General features: G+C 37.2%; 29 protein-coding genes. 26 read left to right on the top strand and 3 right to left on the bottom strand.

Annotation, left to right across the window (positions count from 1 at the left end; all coding sequences use genetic code 11):
- From IV67_RS09370 to IV67_RS05505, 3 genes are all read right to left on the bottom strand, one after another.
- Positions 1 to 569 (bottom strand): hypothetical protein (locus IV67_RS09370; RefSeq protein WP_201782731.1); only part of this gene is annotated, 569 nt, incomplete at its 3' end.
- Between the two features lie 156 nt (positions 570 to 725).
- Positions 726 to 1,589 carry a transporter substrate-binding domain-containing protein gene (locus IV67_RS05510; protein ID WP_057787920.1) on the bottom strand — a complete coding sequence of 288 codons (864 nt, stop codon included), beginning with the start codon at positions 1,587 to 1,589 and terminating at the stop codon, positions 726 to 728.
- A gap of 94 nt (positions 1,590 to 1,683) precedes the next feature.
- The gene (locus IV67_RS05505; RefSeq protein ID WP_057787918.1) at positions 1,684 to 2,364 is read right to left on the bottom strand and encodes an amino acid ABC transporter permease; all 681 of its coding nucleotides are present in this window, start codon (positions 2,362 to 2,364) and stop codon (positions 1,684 to 1,686) included.
- Positions 2,365 to 2,483: 119 nt separating this feature from the next.
- On the opposite strand from IV67_RS05505, the gene IV67_RS05500 reads away from it, so the two are divergent.
- The 26 genes from IV67_RS05500 (at position 2,484) to IV67_RS05375 (ending at position 24,052) form a co-directional block, all read left to right on the top strand.
- Positions 2,484 to 3,962, top strand: a complete 1,479-nt coding sequence (locus tag IV67_RS05500) for an amidase (RefSeq protein ID WP_057787916.1) — start codon at positions 2,484 to 2,486, stop codon at positions 3,960 to 3,962.
- 193 nt (positions 3,963 to 4,155) lie between these two features.
- Positions 4,156 to 5,052 carry an SPFH domain-containing protein gene (locus IV67_RS05495; RefSeq protein WP_057787914.1) on the top strand — a complete coding sequence of 299 codons (897 nt, stop codon included), beginning with the start codon at positions 4,156 to 4,158 and terminating at the stop codon, positions 5,050 to 5,052.
- Between the two features lie 163 nt (positions 5,053 to 5,215).
- Complete coding sequence (locus IV67_RS05490) at positions 5,216 to 6,580, top strand: APC family permease (RefSeq protein WP_057787913.1); 1,365 nt, start codon at positions 5,216 to 5,218, stop codon at positions 6,578 to 6,580.
- Positions 6,581 to 6,890: 310 nt separating this feature from the next.
- Entirely contained in the window at positions 6,891 to 7,133 is a 243-nt protein-coding gene (locus IV67_RS05485) for a CsbD family protein (protein ID WP_057787911.1), read from the top strand.
- A gap of 37 nt (positions 7,134 to 7,170) precedes the next feature.
- The gene (locus IV67_RS05480; RefSeq protein WP_057788259.1) at positions 7,171 to 7,413 is read left to right on the top strand and encodes a GlsB/YeaQ/YmgE family stress response membrane protein; all 243 of its coding nucleotides are present in this window, start codon (positions 7,171 to 7,173) and stop codon (positions 7,411 to 7,413) included.
- A 26-nt stretch (positions 7,414 to 7,439) separates the two neighbouring features.
- Positions 7,440 to 8,036, top strand: a complete 597-nt coding sequence (gene amaP / locus IV67_RS05475) for an alkaline shock response membrane anchor protein AmaP (protein ID WP_057787910.1) — start codon at positions 7,440 to 7,442, stop codon at positions 8,034 to 8,036.
- A 12-nt stretch (positions 8,037 to 8,048) separates the two neighbouring features.
- A complete protein-coding gene (locus IV67_RS05470) occupies positions 8,049 to 8,228 on the top strand; it encodes a DUF2273 domain-containing protein (protein WP_057787908.1) in 180 nt (59 codons plus the stop codon).
- Between the two features lie 43 nt (positions 8,229 to 8,271).
- Positions 8,272 to 8,916, top strand: a complete 645-nt coding sequence (locus tag IV67_RS05465; protein WP_083486684.1) for an Asp23/Gls24 family envelope stress response protein — start codon at positions 8,272 to 8,274, stop codon at positions 8,914 to 8,916.
- Positions 8,917 to 9,047: 131 nt separating this feature from the next.
- On the top strand, positions 9,048 to 9,695 hold the full coding sequence (locus tag IV67_RS05460; RefSeq protein WP_083486683.1) for an HAD family hydrolase: 648 nt from the start codon (positions 9,048 to 9,050) through the stop codon (positions 9,693 to 9,695).
- Positions 9,696 to 9,828: 133 nt separating this feature from the next.
- The gene (locus tag IV67_RS05455) at positions 9,829 to 10,632 is read left to right on the top strand and encodes a Cof-type HAD-IIB family hydrolase (RefSeq protein ID WP_057787906.1); all 804 of its coding nucleotides are present in this window, start codon (positions 9,829 to 9,831) and stop codon (positions 10,630 to 10,632) included.
- Positions 10,633 to 10,682: 50 nt separating this feature from the next.
- The gene (locus IV67_RS05450) at positions 10,683 to 11,372 is read left to right on the top strand and encodes an AzlC family ABC transporter permease (protein ID WP_236698256.1); all 690 of its coding nucleotides are present in this window, start codon (positions 10,683 to 10,685) and stop codon (positions 11,370 to 11,372) included.
- A complete protein-coding gene (locus tag IV67_RS05445) occupies positions 11,369 to 11,692 on the top strand; it encodes a branched-chain amino acid transporter permease (protein WP_057787904.1) in 324 nt (107 codons plus the stop codon). The genes IV67_RS05450 and IV67_RS05445 overlap by 4 nt, the downstream gene beginning before the upstream one ends.
- Positions 11,693 to 11,883: 191 nt before the next feature.
- The gene (locus IV67_RS05440; protein ID WP_057787902.1) at positions 11,884 to 12,540 is read left to right on the top strand and encodes an HAD family hydrolase; all 657 of its coding nucleotides are present in this window, start codon (positions 11,884 to 11,886) and stop codon (positions 12,538 to 12,540) included.
- A gap of 151 nt (positions 12,541 to 12,691) precedes the next feature.
- Positions 12,692 to 13,228 carry a TIGR01440 family protein gene (locus IV67_RS05435; protein ID WP_420031181.1) on the top strand — a complete coding sequence of 179 codons (537 nt, stop codon included), beginning with the start codon at positions 12,692 to 12,694 and terminating at the stop codon, positions 13,226 to 13,228.
- A 205-nt stretch (positions 13,229 to 13,433) separates the two neighbouring features.
- Positions 13,434 to 14,768: an MFS transporter gene (locus IV67_RS05430; RefSeq protein ID WP_236698255.1), complete on the top strand. Its 1,335-nt coding sequence runs from the start codon at positions 13,434 to 13,436 to the stop codon at positions 14,766 to 14,768.
- A gap of 229 nt (positions 14,769 to 14,997) precedes the next feature.
- Complete coding sequence (locus tag IV67_RS05425) at positions 14,998 to 16,380, top strand: NAD-dependent succinate-semialdehyde dehydrogenase (RefSeq protein ID WP_057787898.1); 1,383 nt, start codon at positions 14,998 to 15,000, stop codon at positions 16,378 to 16,380.
- A gap of 246 nt (positions 16,381 to 16,626) precedes the next feature.
- Positions 16,627 to 17,082, top strand: a complete 456-nt coding sequence (locus IV67_RS05420) for a MarR family winged helix-turn-helix transcriptional regulator (protein WP_057787896.1) — start codon at positions 16,627 to 16,629, stop codon at positions 17,080 to 17,082.
- Positions 17,069 to 17,503, top strand: a complete 435-nt coding sequence (locus tag IV67_RS05415; RefSeq protein ID WP_057787894.1) for a GNAT family N-acetyltransferase — start codon at positions 17,069 to 17,071, stop codon at positions 17,501 to 17,503. The genes IV67_RS05420 and IV67_RS05415 overlap by 14 nt, the downstream gene beginning before the upstream one ends.
- 92 nt (positions 17,504 to 17,595) lie before the next feature.
- Positions 17,596 to 18,357: an HAD-IIB family hydrolase gene (locus IV67_RS05410; RefSeq protein ID WP_057787893.1), complete on the top strand. Its 762-nt coding sequence runs from the start codon at positions 17,596 to 17,598 to the stop codon at positions 18,355 to 18,357.
- A gap of 50 nt (positions 18,358 to 18,407) precedes the next feature.
- Positions 18,408 to 18,728 (top strand): MazG nucleotide pyrophosphohydrolase domain-containing protein, encoded by a 321-nt coding sequence (locus IV67_RS05405; RefSeq protein ID WP_057787891.1) that lies wholly within the window; start codon positions 18,408 to 18,410, stop codon positions 18,726 to 18,728.
- Positions 18,729 to 18,737: 9 nt separating this feature from the next.
- Positions 18,738 to 19,382 (top strand): SAP domain-containing protein, encoded by a 645-nt coding sequence (locus IV67_RS05400; protein WP_057787890.1) that lies wholly within the window; start codon positions 18,738 to 18,740, stop codon positions 19,380 to 19,382.
- A 93-nt stretch (positions 19,383 to 19,475) separates the two neighbouring features.
- Positions 19,476 to 20,156 carry a type 1 glutamine amidotransferase gene (locus IV67_RS05395; RefSeq protein ID WP_057787888.1) on the top strand — a complete coding sequence of 227 codons (681 nt, stop codon included), beginning with the start codon at positions 19,476 to 19,478 and terminating at the stop codon, positions 20,154 to 20,156.
- A 121-nt stretch (positions 20,157 to 20,277) separates the two neighbouring features.
- Positions 20,278 to 21,585, top strand: a complete 1,308-nt coding sequence (locus IV67_RS05390; protein WP_057787887.1) for a Y-family DNA polymerase — start codon at positions 20,278 to 20,280, stop codon at positions 21,583 to 21,585.
- Positions 21,578 to 21,949: a hypothetical protein gene (locus IV67_RS05385; protein WP_057787885.1), complete on the top strand. Its 372-nt coding sequence runs from the start codon at positions 21,578 to 21,580 to the stop codon at positions 21,947 to 21,949. The genes IV67_RS05390 and IV67_RS05385 overlap by 8 nt, the downstream gene beginning before the upstream one ends.
- A 313-nt stretch (positions 21,950 to 22,262) precedes the next feature.
- Entirely contained in the window at positions 22,263 to 23,315 is a 1,053-nt protein-coding gene (locus IV67_RS05380; RefSeq protein WP_057787883.1) for a ketopantoate reductase family protein, read from the top strand.
- On the top strand, positions 23,312 to 24,052 hold the full coding sequence (locus IV67_RS05375; RefSeq protein WP_057787881.1) for an acetoacetate decarboxylase: 741 nt from the start codon (positions 23,312 to 23,314) through the stop codon (positions 24,050 to 24,052). Before IV67_RS05380 ends, IV67_RS05375 begins: the two co-directional genes overlap by 4 nt.
- Positions 24,053 to 24,137: the final 85 nt, after the last annotated feature.

The raw sequence follows: 24,137 nt of genomic DNA, 5'->3' as shown, positions 1-24,137 counted from the left end.
TCTTCAGAAAGCTCAAGCAGCTCATCTGAATCTTCTTCTGAAGTAAGCTCTTCAGAAAGCTCAAGCAGCTCATCTGAATCTTCTTCTGAATCTAGTTCTTCAGAGAGTTCAAGCAGCTCATCTGAATCTTCTTCTGAAGTAAGTTCTTCAGAGAGTTCAAGCAGCTCATCTGAATCTTCTTCTGAAGTAAGTTCTTCAGAAAGCTCAAGTAGTTCATCTGAATCTTCTTCTGAAGTAAGTTCTTCAGAGAGTTCAAGCAGCTCATCTGAATCTTCTTCTGAAGTAAGTTCTTCAGAGAGTTCAAGCAGCTCATCTGAATCTTCTTCTGAAGTAAGTTCTTCAGAAAGCTCAAGCAGCTCATCTGAATCTTCTTCTAAAAACTCATCAAACACAGATGCAAAACAAGAATCAGCCTTTGATTTTGTTCCTGCAGAACAATCAACATCAAAGACTCTGAATAACTCAAGTTCAGAATCTTCAAATGCTGCATCAACATTGCTCGGTTCAAATAATGATGCCGATACATCAAGTCTACTTGGTACAAACCAAAATAATAAGAGCACAGGCAATCATCAAAACTTCTTACCTAATACGTCATTCAAACAAACGGTTGGGCTAGGGGTGATTGGCGCACTCTTACTTGGAACAGTAGTTGTTATCTTTAATAAAACGCGTCGTTAAACGATCAAAATAAAAAAGCGAGATGAATAATCATCTCGCTTTTTTTATTTTCCATCATACTTGTCTGAAATTGTAAAGTTACGTGAGATTTTAACATCTGGCTTTTGTGTAACATCAGCATTATAATACTTCATTGCAATTTTCTTCATCGAACCATCATCCTTAAGTTCTTTCAAACTTTTATTGATGTCTTCTTGAAGATCTTTATTATCTTTATTTATCATGATTCCTTCTCCAGAACCATCTTCATTGGTTGTGAAGTACATATTGTCAATAATTTTTAAAGCATGATCGGGATCGTTTTCAATTGCAAGCTTCTGCAAGTAATAGTCATTCATAATATAATCAGTTTTACCTTTTTTAACATCATTTAGGTAAACATCATTTGAGACATTATCGTAATTAACTAAATCAGCACCCAATTGCTGAGACAAACGTTGATAATTCGTTCCAGCTTCACCAGCTGCCTTCTTGCCTTTAATATCTGACCAATCTTTAATACCTGAATCATCACTCTTTCGCACAACTAAACTATTAAATGAATGTTTAATCGGTGTTGACATCAAATACTGTGATTTACGTTGCGGTGAAATCGCAAAGTCATTCGCAGCAATATCAGCCTTACCAGTTTTAACAGCTGTTAATTGTCCATCAACATTTAACTCTTTAAATTCAACTTTCTTATCCATTTTTTTAGCAACAGCACGTACGACTTCAACATCGTATCCAGTTAATTTATTTGAATCAGGATCGTGGTATGAAGTGGGGTATAGTGTTCCGGAAGTCGCAACGATTAACTTATCTGGTTCAACTGTATTATGTGATTGATTATAGTATAAATAGCCACCAGCACCGGCACCAATAACCGCAACTGTTCCTAATGCAACCCAAAGACCTGTTTTTGCCATGTCCAAACTCCTTAATAATTAAAAAACGACAATCATTTACTTCACAAGTATACCATTTTATGTAACCGCTTTCAAATGCTTTCAAACAGGCATCTTACGCTTTCTGATAAAAATCAAAATCACGTTCGATGAGTTTCTGTCCAAAACTCAAGACACAGCACACAATCCAATAGATAAAGGCAACAACAATGTAAATTGTCATATAGTCCTGATTTGCACCAGCAACAATTTTTGCTTGCATAAACATTTCAGACACTGTCACCATCGCAACTAATGAAGTTCCTTTAAACATATCGAGCATCACATTTCCAAGTGAGGGCAATACAATGCGAAAGACCTGTGGCAATACAATGTTTTTCATCATCGTGAAATATGACATGCCCAGTGCTTCAGCAGCTTCAATTTGGCTATGATCAATCCCTAAAAGCGCTGAACGATAATATTCAGCGACAAAGGCAGCAGAAACGATACTCAAAGACAATATTGCGGCTGGAAATGCATCTAAATTTAAACCAAAATAAGTAATGAATAAGACGACTAGGGTTGGGACCCCACGAAAAAAAGAGATATAAAAGCGCGCAAACCAAGAAATAATCTTTATATTGCTCGTACGTAAAATCATAATAAAAATCCCTAAGATATTCGCAATTGTAAAACAGATAATTAATAAGAAAAGTGACATCGGAAGGCCTGACAGAATTGAGGGAATTGATCGAAAAGCTAATTCCGCGTCAAAAAAATTAGGAATTGTTAACATATTGATTATTTTAGACATTTGATAGCTCATTTCATTTTATTTACATATTAAATTATAAAGTCTTGTAAGCGCTTTTACAACAGACTATAATGAGAGTAGACGTCTACGCAAATGTTATATCGCTAAAGGAGTTTTCTATGGTTTCTATTTCTGAAAATATACTCAAACTGCCCGCTTATGAATTAGCTCAATTAATTCGAGACCATGAAATCACTTCAGTTGATCTAATTAATTTAGCTTTAGACAAAGTCGAACAAGACAATTCAAAGTTAAATGCTGTTATTACAACTCGCAGATTGGCTGCATTAAATGAAGCGAACGCACTAGTTGATACTGGACAACCTTTTTTTGGCGTACCATTGCTAATTAAAGGACTCGGGCAGTCTCTTTCAGGAGCATCAAGTACGAATGGTAATAAACTTTTTAGAGATAACATTGCTTCAGAAACCGATAACTTTGTAAAGGCACTACAAGCTGCTGGTTTTATCATTATTGGACAAACAAATTTTCCGGAATTCGGTTTTAAAAATATTACCGATGCTCAAATTTATGGCCCTGCTCATAATCCATGGAATCTTGATTATCAACCAGGCGGTTCTTCGGGCGGATCGACTGCGGCTTTAGCTGATCATATGGTGCCACTAGCAAGCGCAAGTGATGGGGGTGGATCAATTCGCATTCCAGCATCATGGTCTGGCGTCATTGGACTTAAACCAACACGTGGCCGTGTACCAAACGGTCCAAGTGATTGGCGTTCATGGCAAGGGGCAGCAATAAATTTTGCCGTGACAACCAATGTAAAAGACACCGCTATTTTGCTTGATGCTATGCAAATTGTTCAGCCTGCGGCTGTTTTCCAAGTACCCCTTAATACTGATGGCTTTAACAATGAACTTGCAAAGCCCTTACAGCCGTTAACAGTGGGTTATACAACGAAATCGCCGATTGGAACGCCGGTAAATCCAGAAGCAGTCAATGCAGTTAAAAATGCCGTTAATTTCCTGGAATCACAAGGTATTGCAACGCAAGAAATTGATTTACCAACTGATGGGACCTATTTAATGGAAACATACTATGCCATGAACGCTGCTGAAACCGCAAGTATGTTTGATGAAATTGAACGTGCAACCGGGCATACAGTGGTACAAGACGATATGGAAGACCTTGCGTGGGCCTTATATCAGACCGGTAAAAATATCAGTGCTATTCAATACACTCAGGCATTGAGTGCTTGGGATCATGCCGCGTACCAAATGGACCAACTTCATCAAAGTTATCGTGCAATCTTAACGCCAACAACGGCAGATACTGCACCGCGGATTGATGAACCATTAGTTAGCCCTGAAGATATGGAACGTATGCGCCATATCACAGACTACACACCAGATGAACAACAACAGATCATTTGGGATCAATGGTTACCATCTCTAATTCGATCTCCATTTACCCAACAGGCAAACTTAACTGGTAATCCTGCGATTAGCTTGCCAACACATATCACTAATACCGGACTTCCTTTAGGGATACAGTTTGAAGCAGGGAAGGGTGAAGAAGGACTCTTGCTACAAATAGCGCAATTATTTGAAAAAGAAGGCCAATTTAAAATGAGAGGGTAATGCCTACTTTTAAAAAAGCCTCTGACCAATGTTGCATACTCATGATGTGCTATAATGAAGAAAGTTTTTCTATTATATTGGTCTAATTTAAAAAGTGTCCCTAAAAAGACACTTATGACAAAGAAGATCACTTCAATGTCACTTGCTTCAATCAAAAAAATTGAAGCCATCTTCTCAAGAAAGAGAGAAATAAATGTTCCTAATTATTCTACTTGTCCCACTGTTGATTCTTGCAGTTTTTAGCTTCGTTATTATCCCACCTAATTCGGAAGGCCAATTGGTTCGTTTTGGTCGTCCGTTAGATAAAACCCTCGCATCTGGATTTCATCTAAAAGCACCTTGGGATCGCGCTTTAAAAGTATCACTAGCGCAGCGAACAACCAAGTTAAACAATCTTGCGCCAATTACCAAAGACAATGCGATGTTGGAAGTGGATGCGTCGTTGACATACCATGTTTCAGATGCACGTAAATTCTTATATGCCAATGATAATCCAATGGAAACATTAGATACGATTGTGAATGCTTATCTTCGTGGAGAAATTGGACGTCGTGATATGGCTGAATGTACCTCTGACGTAACCGAAATCAATAAAGCACTACTCTCTTATTTGCAGCAGGGGGAAGTTGATGGCGAATCAATTACCGCCCAATTTGGGATTAAAGTCGATTTTGCCAATATTGATCGCATTAATCCCAACGAAAAAATTCAAGAATCAATGGATAAAAAAATCGCGGCCGACAATGAAACAAGTGCTGCGATCATTACTGCCGAGGGACAAAAGAAAGTTAAGTTAACAAATGCCAATGCTGAAAAGGAAATGCAGGCGATTGTTAACGAAAAAGAATTAGCACAAGCGATTAATGCCGCTAAAATGATGGAAACCGATGCCAATGCCCGTGCTAAGGCAATTTCCGTTGAAAATGAAGCGATTCAAAATGTGGCCCCTGAGTACCTTCAAAATAAACAAATTGAAAGCTATAACCACTTGGCTGATGGTGAAAATAATACAGTAATTGTTCCTAGTGACAAATTGGGATCAGATATTGCTACCTATACAGCCTTAAATACCATTTCACAAAATAACTAAATCTCGTAAAAAACGTTGCTGTCACAGATGATAGTAACGTTTTTTATTTAAGCATTATCAATCACGTTAATGTTCAAAGTATGCTATAATGGCAACTTACCAAAGGGGACTCCCTAACAACTCTTTATGGTATGCAAATTTAAAATAAAGGTAGGCCTTGTTTATGGAACAAAAAAATGAAATGCAACGAAGTTTAGGATTCTTTCCTGCACTAACCACCGTTATGGGAACCGTAATTGGAGCTGGTGTCTTCTTTAAAGCTGGACCCGTTGCATCCTTAACCGGGCAGCCTGGGTTGCATATTCTTGTTTGGATTTTAGGTGGTGTGATTACCATCTGTGGTGGGCTAACAGCTGCCGAATTAACCGCAGCAATCCCTGAAACAGGGGGGATGATTCGTTATATTCAGCGTGGATTTGGTAAACGTTGGGCTTTCCTCTTAGGATGGGCGCAGTCAATTATTTACTTTCCTGCCAACATCGCTGCACTAAGTGTTGTGTTTGGAACGCAATTTTTAAACTTATTTGGCATCACAATCAATCCTTATAATGTCGTCATTGTGGCTATTATCGCCGCCATTTCTGTAACTTGTTTAAATTTCATTAGTTCTAAAGTTAGTGGTGGTTTACAATCTGTGACAACCATTATCAAATTAATTCCTATCGCTTTAATTATTATCGTTGGTCTGATGCGTCCTGGCGGCGTTGAATTCCAATTACTACCGATTACGACAAATGAAAATATGTCACTTGCATCTGCAATTGGTGCAGGTCTATTAGCAACCATGTTTGCCTATGATGGATGGATTTATGCCGGAAATATTGCAGGTGAGATGAAAAATCCGGCTAAAGACTTACCACGGGCCATCATAATTGGGATTATCGCAATTATGAGCGTATATGTTTTGGTTAATCTGGCCTATATTCGAACATTAGGTATGCCACGATTAATGCAAACGGATCCGAATTTACCAGCCCTTGTTGCTGATAAAATTTTTGGTGGGCTTGGTGGTAAACTCATTACCATTGGTATTTTAGTCTCCGTTTATGGTTCAATGAACGGTTATACCATGACCGGTATGCGTGTGTCCTATGCACTAGCAGAAGACAAGGCATTTCCATTTTGGCAGCAATTTAAAAAACTATCAGCCGGTGGTATCCCAGTTAACTCGGGAATTATGCAAGTTTCAATCGCAGCACTAATGCTTTGTGTCACAATATTTTCAAGTGATGCATTTGATTTTCTAACAAATATGTTAATTTTTGTCATCTGGATTTTCTACACAATGGTCTTTATTACTGTCTTTATATTAAGAAAACGTGAACCTGATTTGCCACGTCCATATAAAGTTCCTTTGTTCCCGATTATTCCAATTATTGCTATTGCAGGTGGATTATTTATTTTAATTATGACTTTGCTCAGTTCTGATTATATGAATAATCAACTTCCTGCATTAGTTGGGGTTGGCTTTACACTACTAGGACTCCCAATCTATAGCTATTTGATGAAAAAGTACCATGCAAAATAAATAAAAAAAGCAACACTAAGTATAAAACTTAATGTTGCTTTTTTATATGTATGCATGCTTTTTTGTAAATCTGAATCCGGAAAAGATTAGTCGGAGAAAGAAATGGTTTTGCTAAAAAATGTTGCATTGTTAATCGTTCATTAAGTCAGATGCTTATAATTCTTTTCATGCATTATTAACAATATTTATCAAAAAAAATAATTTTTTTATTTTTCCTCTTGACTTAGTGATATATTTATCATAAATTATAGATGTCAAATATGACAGAGGCGTAACAATATAATTTATATTTTCTAAGGAGGACATTATTATGTCAGTTAACGACCAAGTTGAAGGAACTATGGACGAAGTAAGTGGTAAGGCTAAGGAAGTTGCCGGTCAAGTAACAGGGGACAAGCAAACCGAAGCTGAAGGTAAGGCCGAAGGTCTTATGGGTAAAGCCAAGCAAATGTTTGGTGATGCAAAAGACGGAGCTGCTGATATGTTTGATGGTGCCAAAGATGGTGCTTCAGACTTAGTAGACGACGTTAAAGACAAGTTGAATAACAACTAAACAATATCTATATTTTTTTGGGAGGGATTTAGTTATGATGAGTTTTATTTGGACATTAATTATTGGTGCGATTATTGGTGCAATCGGTGGTGCAATTACAAGTACTTCAATGGGTTGGATTGCTAACATTGCTGCTGGACTAGTTGGTTCATGGCTTGGTGAGAAATTGCTAGGATCATGGGGACCACACATGGCAGACATGGCCATCTTCCCATCAATCATCGGTGCCGTAGTAGTTGTTGTTGTTGTATCTTGGTTAATGACTAAGATGAGCAACTAGTAACTCGGACTGAGTAGGAGAAGATTATGACAAAGACAAAAAAAGCTGGTCTATTTCTTGTCAATTTAATACTAATTGCATTTTTTAGCTCAGTTGCTGCGTTATATTATCAAGTTTGGCCTTGGAAGATAACGTACATTAACGATGAACTTAAGCAAATCAATCATTTTATTGCCACAAATAATTTGTGGCATCATATCATGTTTTGGACAGCCTTAGTACTACTCGTATTGTCTATTCTAATGATCTTCACGTATCTCTTTGTACCTTCTAAGTTATCAAGTTATTCATTCAAGAATGGCAAAGATACCTTAACACTTATGCCTAAAGCAATTGAACGTTTCGTAAAGACAAGCGTTGATAACGCTGAATTTATGGACAATCCAAAGGTCTCTGTCGATGTTAAAAAGCGTAAGATTAACGTTAAGGTTCGCGGTAAGTTACGTTCAAGCGCTGATGTTACAACAAAGGAACAGGCGTGGTCTGAACAACTTAAGCACGATTTAGATAGTATGTTAGGACTAAAACAAAAGACAAAGGTAAATGTAAAATTGGTTGACTTAAAGGAAGAAGCCGGCAAGCAACCTGAAAAGCATCATGCCAAAAAGTCTCGCGTTGAATAGGAGATAATCAATATGGATATGCGTGAATTTATTTCAGATAATAAAATCATTCTAATGGGCGCATTAATTGGATTATTGCTTGCCTTAATCTTCTTAACGTTTGGTTTTTGGAAGACCCTATTAGTACTGATTTTAGTTTCGTTAGGTGCGATGGTAGGTTACTTTGTGCAAGAAAGTGATATACTTAAGTAAGTAATACAATATAATTAATTTTTATCAAAAAGGAGAATCAAATATGGCTACTAACAATGGTAAGACTACTAAGGACACACAAAACACAACTTCTACAGCAGTTAACGCAAGTTCATCTGCTGTTACTGGAGAATTAACTTTTGATGATAAGGTAATCCAAAAGATTATTGGTATTTCATTAGCTAAAATCGACGGACTTTTGTCAGTTGATGGTGGATTCTTCTCAAACTTGGCCGGTAAGGTCTATGACAACAAGGATGTAACAACAGGTATCAACACTGAAGTTGGTAAGACACAAGTTGCTGTTGATATGGAAATTGTTGTTGAATATGGTAAAGACATTAACGATATTTACGACGAAATGAAGAAGTTGATCAAGGAACAAGTTAAGACAATGACTGGTCTTGATTTAGTTGAATTGAACGTAAAGGTTGTTGATATTCAAGATCGCGAAGAATTCAAAGCAAACCAAGAAACTTTGACTGACAAGGTTGTTAGCGGAACAAAGCAAGCAACTGATGCTGTTTCAGATGCTGCAAGTTCAGCTACAGAATCAGTAAAGGACGCTGCTGGTAAGGCTGGCGACAAGACAAAGGAAGTTGCTGATAAGGCTGGCGATAAGACAAAGGAAGCTGCTGATAAGGCTGAAGATGCTGTTTCAGAAGCAACTGAATCTCGCGTAGACTAATACAATTTATATAATTGAAGCTAGTGCAAATTAATTGCACTAGCTTTTTTTGTACACTTAATTTAGTCTAGTAATTAATTTTCAAAACATGTATACTAAAAATGAAAACGTTTTCTTAAAAGGAGATACATATGATAAAAGCAACCGTATTTGATATGGACGGATTATTACTTGATACTGAAATTGTTTCATTAAAAATGTACCAGGAATTATTGAAGCAACATGGTATTACAACATTCACTTCTGACATCTACGCTGAAAATTATAGTGGTCATAACGCCATCGATAACATGACTAATTTGATTGATACATATCAATTACCCATTACAGTTGAAGAGGGTATGGCAATAACCGACGTGATTGAATCGGAGTTACTAACTGCAGGTGTTGATGTAAAACCCGGTGCGAGTGATTTGTTAGCCTATCTAAAAGCACACAATTATCACATTGGATTGGCAACTTCTAGTACACGTGACCGAGCAATTATGGTATTGGAACAAAATAATATCTTACAATATTTTGAAGAGATGACTTTTAATGCGGAAGTCGCCCATGGTAAGCCAGCACCTGACATTTTCACTAAGGCAATGGAAAAATTATCCGTTAGCCCAGAAGAAACGGTTATCTTTGAAGATAGTGAAGCAGGCATTATGGCTGGTGTCGCATCAGGTGCACAAGTTATTTGTATCCCAGATATGCATACACCAAATGGCGAATTATTAGCCAAGACAGCCGCAACGTACCCAGATTTAGGACAAGCAATCAGTTTTTTTGAATAGAAATTCGAAGCTAGTTTTACAGAACTAGCTTTTTTAATTGTATATATATAGTCATTATCTGCTTCATCAGTCGAACTCATCCTAAATATCATGTATAATTGCATGATTAACGCAATTAGTCGGAGGATTCCAAATGAAAGTGACCCACATTTTCTCAGATATGGATGCAACTTTGCTCGCAAGCGATGGTACAATACCACAAGCAAATATTAATACCATTAAAAATCTAACTATTCCATTTTCCTTAGTTTCTGCACGCGCACCCATGGAAATGGACTTCGCCATTGATCAATTAGAACTTGATAGTCTTCAAGTCGGGTTTAATGGTGGCATTATTTATCGTGGAAATCGCCATAACCGCGAAATTTTATATACACAAAGTATTGATACAAACGCTGCTACTAAAATCATTTTTGATATACATAATCAATTTCCGGAAGTCTCTCTAAGTTTTTATGATGAAAAAGCTTGGTATGCTGAAAAAAATGATCGTGGAACAGCATTCGAAACAGCTGTCACTAATCTTGAACCCACAATCATTAATTTTAAAGAGTTCTTAGATGACAGTATTCAAGTCTTTAAAATCATGTTAATTGTCTTCGACGAAGCTGAGATGCAAGCACTTGTGTCTTACTTTGATGAATATGCACCATACTCTGTAGTCGTGCAACGTTCTGGTAAATACCACTTAGAAATTACTCACATTGACGCGATTAAATCTAATGGTATGAACTATATATTATCAAAAGAGGATTTGACCGCTGAACATACCATTGCATTTGGTGATGGGCATAATGACATTCCTATGTTTAAATTGGTTGGGCACCCTGTCGTCATGAATAATGCCCTTGATGAAGTTAAAGACTATGGGGAATTCATTACTGAATCTAATGATGATGCCGGAATCGCTGCTTTTATTAACCGACTTGACGCTTAATGTCGTGACACAACACACACTGTCTTTATACAATTAATAGGAGGAATTATTTGAAAACACGTACATTTTCCTTTGCCTTTAAAAAAACACTACCAATTATGCTGGGATTTTCTTTTTTGGGCATTACTTATGGCCTGTATATGCACCAACTCGGCTTTAATTTCTTATATCCAACATTGATGGCCATGACTATTTTTGGTGGGTCCGTAGAATTTATTATCGCCAATTTGTTAACCAAGGCATTTAACCCGTGGTCTGTCTTTTTTCTTGCACTCATTGTTAATTCCCGTCATATTTTCTATAGCATTTCTATGCTGGAACGCTATCGTGGGGCAGGTTGGCGTAAACCATTACTCATTTTTGGTCTATGTGATGAAACATTCTCCATCAACTATGCGACTGAGCTTCCAGATGATATCGATAAAGATAACTTCTATCTATATGTCACAATGCTTAACTATTTTTATTGGGTCTTCGGTGCCTTTTTAGGCGGCGTGTTTGGATCATTAATCAATGTCCAATTAAATGGGTTAGATTTCGTCATGACGGCTCTGTTTATCGTTATTTTCGTTGACCAAGTTCTGCGTGAGAAAGATCATTTTAGTTCACGTACAGGCTTTTTAATTGCGCTAGCTTGTCTATTTATCTTTGGTGATACGATTTTCTTACCAATCAGCATGTTCATCATGATTATCATTTTCTACGTGCAATATCGACGAACAGGAGGCACTGCTTCATGACATTGCCACAGCAAATCATCACCGTTGCTATGGCAGTCTTAGCAACAATGCTTACCCGTTTTTTACCATTCTTGCTTTTTCCAAGCCAAAATAAAACGCCCAGATTTGTCATTCAACTAGGCGAGCTGTTGCCACCGGCAATCTTGGGTATGTTGGTTATCTACAGCTATCGTGAACAACTGTTGCATCCAACCAGTATGTCAGTTATCGCGCTTATTGCCGGATTAGTTACCGTTGGTTTACATGTTTGGAAACGTAATATGGTTTTATCAATTCTTGGTGGGACAGCAGTCTATATGTTTTTTATAAATATTCTTTAATCCATCACTCAATAGGGGTCTGATTCATAAATCAGATGCCTATTTTTTTAGTTTTGGACGTTTTATATCTGAAAATCAATGTAACTGATAACCTATAAATGTAACCCGCTATACACTGGTGTGGCGGTTTTCTTATGCCTAAAATTACGATATACTTAAAACGTTAAATACTAATTTGGAGACGAATATAAATGAATACATTTAAAGCGATTATCTTTGATATGGATGGGCTAATGTTAGATACAGAAGGTATGTATGGTGCCACATCTGAAAAAGCCGCAGCCTTAGTTGGATTGCCTTATAGTGATGCATTCGAACGTCAATTCACAGGGGCTGGTTTTGATTTACGTCAACGTAAATATCACGAAGCGTATGACAAAGAACTTGGCGCCGATGTTGTTGACGCATTCTTAGACAAATGTGATGAATTGGTTCAAGCCGAATTTAATTCGGGTAATATCGACAAAAAAGAAGGTTTAGATAATTTATTAGCGTATGCACAAAATCATGATATCCAGTGTATTGTGGCATCTAGTAATAATCGGGATGCTGTTGAAAACTTGTTGGATGCCAACCAATTAACAGATAAGTTCGTAGATATTGTAACTTCTGCTGATGTTGACATTGCAAAACCCAATCCTGCAATTTTCAACCTTGCGCAACAAAAGCTTGGCTTCCAAAAAGAGGAGGTCTTGATTCTTGAAGATTCAAAAAATGGCATTTTAGCCGCCAAAAACGCTGGCATTCCAGTAATCATGATTCCAGATGTGATTCAACCAACAGCTGAATTAAAAGACATTGCCCATGCGGTTTTGCCTTCATTAAACCAAGTCATTGATTATATTTAAATAAAAGCAATTTCAACTAAACGATACAATTCAGGGCGTATTTTTTGTGATCTTACATTCGTACAATGCATGCTCACGCAAAACTAAATCACGGTATACCCTAACAAACATGTAATTAAGCGAAAAGAGGGCGCACACTATGTCAATTACGATGGAAGACTTACGGCATAATACAGAAGAAATTGTCACCGATGTCTTAAACCAAGCGCAGCTAAAAGCGGGTGATATTTTTGTCATTGGTTTTTCAAGTTCTGAAGTCGCTGGGGGTGTTATTGGACAAAATTCTTCCGCTGAAATTGGCGAAATCGTGATGGGGACAATTTATAAACTTTTACATGATCGTGATATCTATATGGCCGTACAAGGGTGTGAACATATTAATCGCGCGCTATTAGTCGAATCTGAATTAGCAGAGAGAAAGGACTTAGAGCTCGTCAATGTCATCCCCGCATTACATGCTGGCGGTTCTGGTCAGTTAGCCGCGTATGCCTTAATGCATACGCCAGTCGAAGTTGAACACATCACGGCTAAAGCAGGGATAGATATTGGTGATACAGCGATTGGCATGCATATAAAGCATGTTCAGATTCCAATTCGACCACAACAAAATGAACTAGGCGGAGCCCATGTAACCGCTTTGACAAGTCGTCCCAAAAAGATTGGTGGCGCACGTGCTGTACATTTCTAATTACTTAAAAAGTGCAACCTAATTGAACTAGGTTGCACTTTTTTATTTTTTTGATTGAATTTCTATATTTTTAAGATATAATAATTTTGGGATTAAGACTTGTTCATTTACATCTAAAGCCTTATTGTAACCCTGTTAAATTTAGTTTTATAAAGTGAGTAATAATGATATGACAAAACACAAAGATACCAAAGTTGCCCTGTTAATGGGGTCAAGCTTATTTATGGAGATGCTAGACAGCACCATTGTAACCACAGCTTTACCCCAAATTACAGCGAGCCTCAAGCTTGAATCATCCAGCGCATCCCTAATTATTAGTTTATATATGTTATCGGTTGCCATCTTCATTCCCTTAAGTGGTTGGCTTGCACAACGGTATGGTAATCGTACCATTTGGCTTACGGCAGTTAGTTTATTTATCATTAGCTCATTAGGCTGTGCTTTATCTTTTAATTTAACCTCCATGCTGATTATGCGTGTTCTACAAGGAATCTCTGGCGCATTAATGGTGCCGACAGCACGCTTGATTGTTTTAGAAAATACACACCCAAAAGACTTGCTTAAAATGATGAGTTATGTCATTTGGCCAGCATTGATTGCGCCAGCTATTGCACCATTTGTAGGTGGCGTCCTAACAACTTATTTATCTTGGCACTGGATTTTCATGATTAATATACCAATTGGCCTAATTTTACTCTTAATTGGTCATCACATGTTATCTGTCAATGAGCGTCACCAACATGTCAAAAAATTTGATTGGCTTGGCTTTTTAGGCCTTAGTATTAGCACAGGCACATTACTGATTGCCTTAGATTCAATTGCCGGCCATCAAAAGCTATCCATTTTATCACTGCTACTACTCGGTATATGTAGTGTTAGTCTGTATATGAGCATCAAACATCTGATGACTGTTCAAAATCCGCTATTTAGTCTATCGGCATTACGCTTTAGTTCCTTTCGCTTAAGCCAAATTGGGGGTAGTCTACTCTGGTTATCTGTTGGTGCGATTCCATATCTCAGTACCATTTTCTTTCAAAACGCCTTTCACTGGTCACCCATGAAAACAGGTACTTATGTCTTGTTAATTTTCGTTGGAAATATTGGTATCAAACCAATTGCTAATACCATGGTGCTTCAAATCGGATATAAAAAGACGCTCATTATTTCATTACTCACGGTCATCATAACCACAGGGGCAATCAGCCAGGTAACACCCGAAACCAGCAGTATTGTTTTAGGTATCTTATTAGTACTTTCTGGCGTTGGTCGATCATTATCACTAACTGCGTATAATGGCATGAGTTTAGTTGAAGTGCCTTATGCTGAACGCAATAGTGCGAATACTTTTGCTTCCGTAACACAAAACTTGGCTCAGGGAATCGGTATATCACTCGTAACCATTACCTTTTCTATATTGAGTATTTATATGGAGAGTATCGATGCTTACCGCGCAACATTTATAGCCCTGGCAATCCTTAGTGTGCTACCACTCATAGAAGTATTAACTAAACCAAATGATATTGGCATGGTTAATAATTAATCACTTTCAAAAAACAGCTCATATCCAAGAGCTGTTTTTTTGTCCCGTTAATTGTGAAAGAATATTTCAAATGACTCAATTTTAAACTGAAAATTAGTTGACAAGTGCATTTTATGGTAACGCTTTCTTGTGAAAATAATTCTATTTTGCCTTTATTACACAAATAGATTATGCTGGTCGTAAATAGTGAAGGTCATTATTTATAGTCAAATAAAAGGGGGATTTTATTATGGCATATGCATCAACGAATCCGTTTAACAACGAGGTCCTAAAGCGTTACGACAATACAAGTGATGAAGAGATTGAAACAGCTATCGCACAGGGGCATCATTTGTATCAAACCTGGCGTAACGACGACGTTTCATCCCGGTCACGGAAATTAAACGATTTAGCTGACTATTTCACTGAACATATCGATGACTTGGCGCGCGTAATGACTTTAGAAATGGGGAAATTAATCGGCGAAGCCAAGGAAGAAATTGCACTTTCAGCACATATTGCCCATTATTATGCAAATAATGCTGATGATATGTTAAAGCCCAAGCCAATTACGACTGCAATCGGTAGCGCGGAAGTTATCTATCGACCAACCGGTGTCATCATGTCTGTTGAACCTTGGAATTTCCCGTTCTATCAAATTATTCGTGTCTTTGCGCCAAATTATATGGCTGGAAATCCTGTTATTTTAAAGCACGCTTCAATTACACCTGGTTCCGGCTTAGCCTTTGAACAGGCTGTACATGCAGTTGGTATGCCAACTGGAAGTTTTAAAAATATTTTCGCAACGCATGAGCAATTAGAACATATTTTAGCTGACAAACGAATTACTGGGCTTGCTTTTACTGGATCAGAAAAAGTCGGTGCGGTTATTGGTGGAGAAGCTGCAAGTAATCTCAAGAAGAGTACCCTTGAATTAGGCGGTAACGATCCGCTCATTGTGCTTGATGATGCTGATTTGAGTGAACTAAATAAAATCATTGGGGATAGTCGTCTCGCTAATGCTGGTCAAGTGTGTGTGTCGTCTAAGCGTTTAATTGTCACAGAGGCGAATTATGCAACTGTCTTGGATATGTATAAGACTGCTTTTGCAAAGATTCAAAAAGTTGGGGATCCATTAGATCCAAAGACACAGCTCGCACCATTAAGCTCGGTTAAGGCTAAGCGCCATCTCGTTAAACAAGTTAACGCGGCCCTTGAAAATGGCGCAACTTTAGCATTTGGTACCCTTGATACCGATGAAAACACCGCTCATTTCATGCCAATTATCTTAACGAACGTCACTGAAGATAATCCTGCCTTTAAGGAAGAGTTCTTTGGTCCTGTTGGTATGGTTTTTGAAGTTGCTGATGAACATGCAGCAATTGACTTAGCAAACAATTCAAATTATGGATTAAGTGGCATTGTGTTTGCTGGTGATGCCGACCACGGTGCAGAAGTCGCAGCACAATTAGAAACAGGTTCTGTTTATGTCAATTACTTCAATGATACTTTGCCTGAACTACCATTTGGTGGTGTTAAAAATTCAGGTTATGGCCGTGAACTAGGGGATGAAGGCATTAAAGAATTTATGAATCATGAATTAATCGTTAAGCGAACGAAGCCAATTGCTTAGTTATATTTGAACAAAAAGAGACCTCAAGTTTAATGCTTGGGGTCTTTTTATTCGCATTTATTTGTTGTGCCGCTGGGTCTAAAAATAATACAGGATGAATAGATTGAATTTCAAAATTTCTGTGTTTGATTCCTCCAACGTTAGCAGTAAGTCAGTCATCAGACAATGAAATCTCTCAAAAACACATAGTTGACTTTGTCAACTATGTTATTTAGAATATAGTTTAATCAAGGAGGGGCCCATTCCATGAATCAAGATAATGATATAACACTCATTCGCCAATTCAATCGACAATACACACAATATTTAGGTGTTTTTGATAAAGAGATTTTCAATACAGATTTAACCTGGTCAGAGGCCCGCATTTTATTAGAGATGCAATTAAATGACCTTGAGACCGTGACAAGTATTGCGCATTTTTTGAAGGTCGATAAAGCCTATATTAGTCGCATCATTAAAAAATTTAAAAAACAAGATTTAATTGAATTAGTCCAAGATAAAACTGACGGACGTAAACAATTAATTACCTTTACGCCGGCAGGTTTAATGCTCCTAGAGACCATAGATACAGCATCCAATGCCCAAATCAATAACCTATTTACAGACATGTCTCAAGCCGATATGTCCATTATTTTACAAGCCATGCAACTTATGACGACTGCATTAGATACAAAAGAGGAAGACAACCATGTGGCAAATTAAAGCATTTAACGAATTAACAACCAATGAATTATTTGAAATCATGCGGCTTCGAATTGCTGTTTTTGTGGTGGAACAAAAACGCATCTATCAAGAAGCTGACGATATTGATCAACAAGCCATTCATATTTTTAAAACCGAAAATGGACGAGTTGTGGCCTATGCGCGCGTCTTTAAAGAAGCCGAACAGGTTGTTTTTGGTCGTGTTGCTGTTGCTCAAGGTTCACGCGGGAATGGACTAGCAAACGAATTAATGCTTCAAATATCAGAAACCTTAACGGCACGCTTTAAGGACCAATCAGTCCATATTATTGCACAAACCGATGTTCAAGGCTTCTATGAAAAATGGGGATATATCGCCGTTGGAGAACCTTATATTCATAACCAAACACCGCATATTGATATGATATTAGATAACGTATAACGAAGTTTCTTGTTGCAAATTACAACAAACATCGCTTAAAAACGCTATAATAAGCATTAAGTAGATTATTATAGAAATAGAGGAAGCCTTGTATGCACTATGTTTTTGATGTTGATGGTACGTTAAGTTTTGATGGTAAAAAAATCGCAAGACCAATTGTAAATGCGCTTAAATCTTTAGAACTATCAGGGCATACTGTTAGCTTCGCTTCGGCACGACCCATTCGTGATTTAATACCTATCGTTCCTGATTTTTCAGATGGCCATTTATTAATTGGCGGAAATGGATCAATAGTTAAAACGATTGACGATGAAATTAAACTTGCTAACCCCATTGACTCAAAGTCTTTTGATAGTATTAAACATGTTATTAATAAATATCAGCTTAATTATATAGTGGATGATTCTTGGAATTATTCTGCAAAAATTAATACAACAAATAAAATTTATAAACAGTTAGACCCTGATAATCTGGCTAAAAATGTCAATTTAGAGACCATCTATGAGCCAATTAAAATCATTCTAGTTAACATTCCTCAATCTATTTTTAATGATTTATTAGAAAAACTACAATCTGCTAGTAACCTTGCTATTGTGGCACATTCCGGTGAAAATAGTATTGACATCACAGCAGCAGAAATAAATAAATTCAACACATTACAGCAATACTATCAAAATGAATATTATGCTTTCGGTAATGACAGTAACGACTTTGAACTATTATCCCATGCTAAAATCAGTGTCTGGGTAGGGGAAAATAATGAGCGTTTAAAGCAACTTGACCTAACTCCTAGTATCATTGTTAGTCGCTCAATTAATGATGTTTCAACTATCATTGAGCATCTCAATGTATGACAATAATCAATATAATTGTTTAAATTTTAGAAAGAACAGGTGGATTCAGCATGAACATCGAACAGCATAAAGCATGGGTCATTGAATTTTATCGTAACCGTGGTTGGTTACAACTATCATCTGATCGTCGGTTAAATTTTTTGACGGAAGAGGTTGGCGAGTTATCTCAAGCAATTCGCCAATTTGAGTATGGTCGTGACCATCCTGGTGATAAAGTTGTTTCTAAACAAACTGAGAAAGACCATATTGTTGAAGAATTAGCTGATGTTATGGATGAAGTTTTAATTTTTTGTGATAAATATGATATCAGTGTTCAAGACCTATTGGATTACAGTGAAGCTAAGTTGGCAAAGCGCTTTAAAACTGAATAGGTACAAACTATGCCTGAACATCAATTTAATCCAAATATGTCTATAACCAGCTTTAGATCACTTTATTGGTATAAAACGGAATTGATCAATATTTGTAAAACTTATCAATTACCTACATACGGAACAAAGAATGAATTGACGACTTATATTGTACGGTTCTTGCAGGGCGAATCCGTCGACTGCATCAAACCAGTTCGACAGCGCCGTATTTCGGGTATTCAAAATCCAGAAAACATTACGCCGTCAACGCCCATCTTACAATCCGGTTTGAGCCTGAACACTATTACCAGACAGTTTTTTTGTACGTATTATCAAGTTGAAAAATTTTCATTCACTAAAGCCATGGGCATAAAAATGCGCCAAATTGAATCAACACACGACACTGATGCAACTGTTCAAGATTTAATTAATACGTACGATCATCCAGTTAAAAACCTAACAGATAATGCCGAGGAAACAACCTATGAGTGGAATCACTTTGTACATGATTTTAATCAAGATGCTCGTTCAAAACAGTTTGATAAGCCTTTGAAAGTAGCGGCCGTACTATGGCACCATGTTCGTGATTCAACGCATTCAAAAATATATCAAAGTCAACTTTTAGATGACTATCATGATGAATTGATGCCTTTTTTAAAAAACTCCCAGATTTGACTTTTTTCTAGAACTTGTTTATTCTAAGCATCAATTGGGGAAGTTGCAGGCGATACCCTTTACAAGAATTGCCGTTGAAGCGAAAGGCTTGCTATGCGTATAAATATCTTGCAACACACACCGAATGAGAATGCCGGGTCCATTTTAAGTTGGGCTGATATGCACCAGCATGAGGTATATGTTTATCATCCATATCAATTTAATGGTGTGCTTCCAACCGTATCAGAGACAGATTTACTTATCATTTTAGGTGGTCCGATGAGTCCCAATGATGAGTTGCCTTGGATTGCGCAAGAGCGAACGCTCATTTATGACATGTTACAACAAGATAAACCCATATTTGGTGCCTGTTTTGGTGCACAACAGATTGCCAAAACCTTAGGTGCATCCGTGCATAAAGCACCTTATAAAGAAGTTGGGTGGGCAAATGTGCATTTAATGACAACGACCATTCCAAACGTCCCAGAAATGATTAATGTTTTACATTGGCATGAAGAAATGTTTGATATGCCTGAGAATGCGCAACTCTTATTTAGTAGTGATTTGGTGGTAAATCAGGGATTTCTTGTAAAACAAAATGTCATCGGTTTGCAATTTCATTTTGAACCTCAGCAAAATGATGTTCGCGAAATAGTTATCAACGATGGCGGTTATGCTTTAGAGTGTAATGCTTTAAGCCAAACCCCTGAAACAATTCTACAAATGCAACCGGTTGATTTTGATGTTAACCAGCAAGTCATGTATACATTGTTAGACTATATTACAAGCAAATAAGCCGATTAAAGACCAATCAAATTGATTGGTCTTTTTTGTTAAATAAAGCTTGTTTTTTCACCCAAATTAGGTTTAAACTAATTATACAACATTTTAGTTAATTTAAATTTGAGGTGATATCATGAAACCAACAGAACATGAACCACATCGAAAAATTATGATGATCGATTCTAAAAGCTTTTATGCAAGTTGTGAATGCGTTGCATTAGGGCTTAATCCATTAACAGCCATGTTAGTGGTTATTAGCCAGGCTGAAAATACAAATGGTGGTTTAGTTTTAGCATCTTCACCTCGTGCTAAACAAGAATTAGGGATTACTAATGTCATGCGTAAACGGGATATCCCTGAAGACAGCCGGTTAATTATGGTTGAACCACGAATGAATCATTATATTGCGATGAATAAGAAAGTCAATGATATCTTTAAAGAGTTCGTTGCTGAAGAAGACCATCAATTATACTCCATTGATGAATCACTATTGGATATCACACCATCTTGGTCTTACCTAAAAAGTGTTTACGGTAACGATTTAACAATGCCTAAATTAGCACGAATCATTCAATTAGAGGTCAAACACAAATTAGGCATTTACCTCACGGTGGGGATTGGTGATAATCCGGTCATGGCGAAACTAGCATTAGATCTCGAAGCTAAACATAATCATAGTTTGATTAGCCAATGGGACTATGACAGTATCCCACAAAAGTTGTGGCCGATTACAAATCTATCAGATGTCTGGTCAATTGGTCAGCGCACAGCTAAAAGCTTAAATAAACTAGGGATTTATTCAATGCATGATCTGGCATTTTATAATCCCTATAAATTACAGGAAAAATTAGGCATTCGTGGAACTGAATTATACGCCTTAGCTTGGGGCGTTGACCGAAGTATCATTGCTAATAAATATCAACCCAAAGCAACTAATCTTTCGAATAGCCAAGTTTTACCGCGTGATTATGCACGAACACAAGAAATTAAAAACGTTATTCGTGAAATTGGTGAACAAGTCGCTTCACGTTTAAGACATAAAAATCAAACCTGTGGGGTTGTATCATTATCAATTGGTTCAGCTTTATGTGAACAAATGCCGGGATTTTCCGCCCAAATGAAAATCGATTCAACCAATCAATCTCATAAAATTGTACAGGCCCTTGAAATAATATTTGACCAACATTATGACCAGCAAATTATTCGTCATATCGGTGTTTCTGTTGGAAAATTAAGCACAGACTTTGGCTCACAGTTAGATTTATTTGTCCCAGTTGAACAAGATATGAAACAACAACAGGTTGATACGACTATTGATCAAATCCGTCATAAATTTGGTTTAACAGCAATCGTTAAATCAAGTTCAAAAATAGATGGTGGAACCATGATTGAACGGGCAGGGTTAGTTGGTGGACATAATGGAGGTAATGCTTATGGATGATGAAGACCCATTTAAACTTGCTGAGCGCTTCTTCAAGAATGATTATAATGACCGCGGAATGGTTAAATGGCAAGGCTTTTATCTGTCAGATCATACTGAAGATGTTGCCAAACATGAACAATCAGCTGCAAATTTGCGAAATCAAAAAGAAATGCCACCATTAGATATGGCGACAATTTCAGAAATATTATTTCATGCGTATACTGAATCAAAACCCATCCTTTACCAATTAAAGGGGAAGTCAGAACTAGGTGTTTATGCACCAATTGAGCGGGGACTTGTTAACGGTTATTTAGATAATGAAATCGCCATTGGCAACGCACGAATTTTAATCGATGACTTACAATGGTGTGAATTAACATAATTTGTCGCCAAAATGCACTAATCATACAAATAAATACATTTGTGATAAATAATACTTTCAAAGTTTTTATTAGAGATTATCACGCTGTTACCATCTCTTTTAGTAAAGATTTTTCAATAACATTACCTAGCTATCAAGCTTTTGAAAATCATATAAACGTTTTTGTACGTTTTTATTTTTGTGAATATTTTAACTTTTTGGATTTTATTTTAAAAATTTTAAAAGTTTTATTATTCGTTTAAGCTATTGCGACTAACATTCCTCAACACTAATAAGAAGTTAGTAAAAAATAATAAAGGCTAGGCATAAAAAAATGGATAACAAGCGCATTGCAGTTTACGGAGCTGGATCTTTAGGGACCGTCATTGGTGCCTTTTTATCTCAAGCAGGTTTAGACGTAACCTTAGTTGACGTCTGGCAAGAAAATGTTGATACATTGAATACACAAGGTGCACACGTTGTCGGAACAACTGACATTACGATACCGGTTAAAGCATCAACACCTGATGACCTTGAAGGTAAATTTGACATTATTTTCTTATTAACCAAGCAAATTTTCAATGATTCAGTATTAGCAAAAATTAAAACCATTTTAGCTGATGACGGAACGCTCGTTTCTCTCCAAAATGGTGTACCTGAAAAATTTATCGCCACACAATTACCTGAAAAAAATATCGTTGCTGGGGCAGTTGAATTTGGAGCGACAGCCCAAGGCGCTGGAAAGTCTGAATTAACAACTGTTTATGATCGATTCAAAGAATTTGCCTTTAAGATTGGGGAACTTGATGGACGTGATACAGAACGAATCGAAGACATTAAAGCCGTCATGGATAATGTTGGAGAAACCGTTATCTCAGATAATTTGATTGGAACAAAATGGTCAAAACTCCTAATCAATGCTTCATTTAGCGGTCTTTCAGCTGCCACAAATTCAACATTCGGTGATGTTGCCAACAATGATATTGGAATTCAAGCCATTCTAAGTATTATGAACGAAGGTTTGGAAGCTGGTGCTGCTGATGGCATTACATTTGATAACATTGGAGATAAAAACTTCGACTACTTGAAGAAACCAGCTGCTGGATTTACTGATGACCAAATTGCTTTGGTACGTAGTATCATGACACCTAGTTTTGGTTTAAAAGCCAGCATGTTGCAAGACTTAGAAAAGGGTCGTAAAACTGAAGTGCATGACATTAACGGAGTCATTGTTAAAACAGGGGATGAGCACAATATTGATACCCCATTTAATGATTTTGTTGTTGCAACAGTTGAAAAGGCAGAACAGACAGGTACATTACCTGTATTTGACGACAGTGTTGCACAGCTAGCGGACATGTTGAAACAAGGAAAGAGGCAGTCATGAATAAATCAGATTTATTGGAACAAGTTACCACGCCAATTGATTCGCCTGCTTTTGCTGCCGCTAAAGTTAGATTTCATAATCGTGACTTTATGAACATCACTTATCGGACTGATCATGCGGCACTGATGAATATTTTGCCAGAACCACTAGAACCAATTGATGACCTTGTAAAATTTGAATTCATTAATATGCCTGATTCAGATGGGCTAGGCGCTTATGCTGAAATTGGCCAAGTGATTCCTGTTACTTTTAACGGTAAGGAGGGGGAATTCTACCTTTCTATGTATGTTAATAGTCCTGAAGCCATTGCATCCGGACGCGAAGTTGCAGCTTTTCCAAAGAAATTAGCTGATACGTCAATCTATCTTGATAATGATGTTTTAGTTGGTAAGCTAAGCTATAGCCAGTTGCCTGTGGCTGTTGCAACAATGGGTTACAACTACTATCCACTTGATTTTGAAGCCGCCAAGGCCGAGATTACGAAGCCTAGCTATCGCTTAAATATTATGCGTAATTACGACTATTCTCCTCGCATATTGGAACTAACCGAATCAACGATTACTGATGTTCAAATCAAGGGGGCTTGGGATTCACCCGCAAAATTACAGTTGTTTGAACATGTCATGGCACCGGTTGCTGACTTGCCAGTCCGTGAAATCGTTAAGGCACAACACATCATTGCTGATTTAACATTGCCACAACCACATAAAGTTTATGATTATCTAGCAGAAGATTAGTACATTTCAGCCTTTTTTAAATACATCAGACTAATATGATGGAAAATAGATGTCAGATGGAGGTTGGTAACATGCGTAAAGGATT

Source organism: Weissella minor (genome assembly GCF_001437425.1).
GTDB classification, from domain to species: domain Bacteria; phylum Bacillota; class Bacilli; order Lactobacillales; family Lactobacillaceae; genus Weissella; species Weissella minor.
The sequence above is the reverse complement of the archived record's forward strand: the minus strand, read 5'-3'. Positions and strand labels throughout refer to the sequence as shown.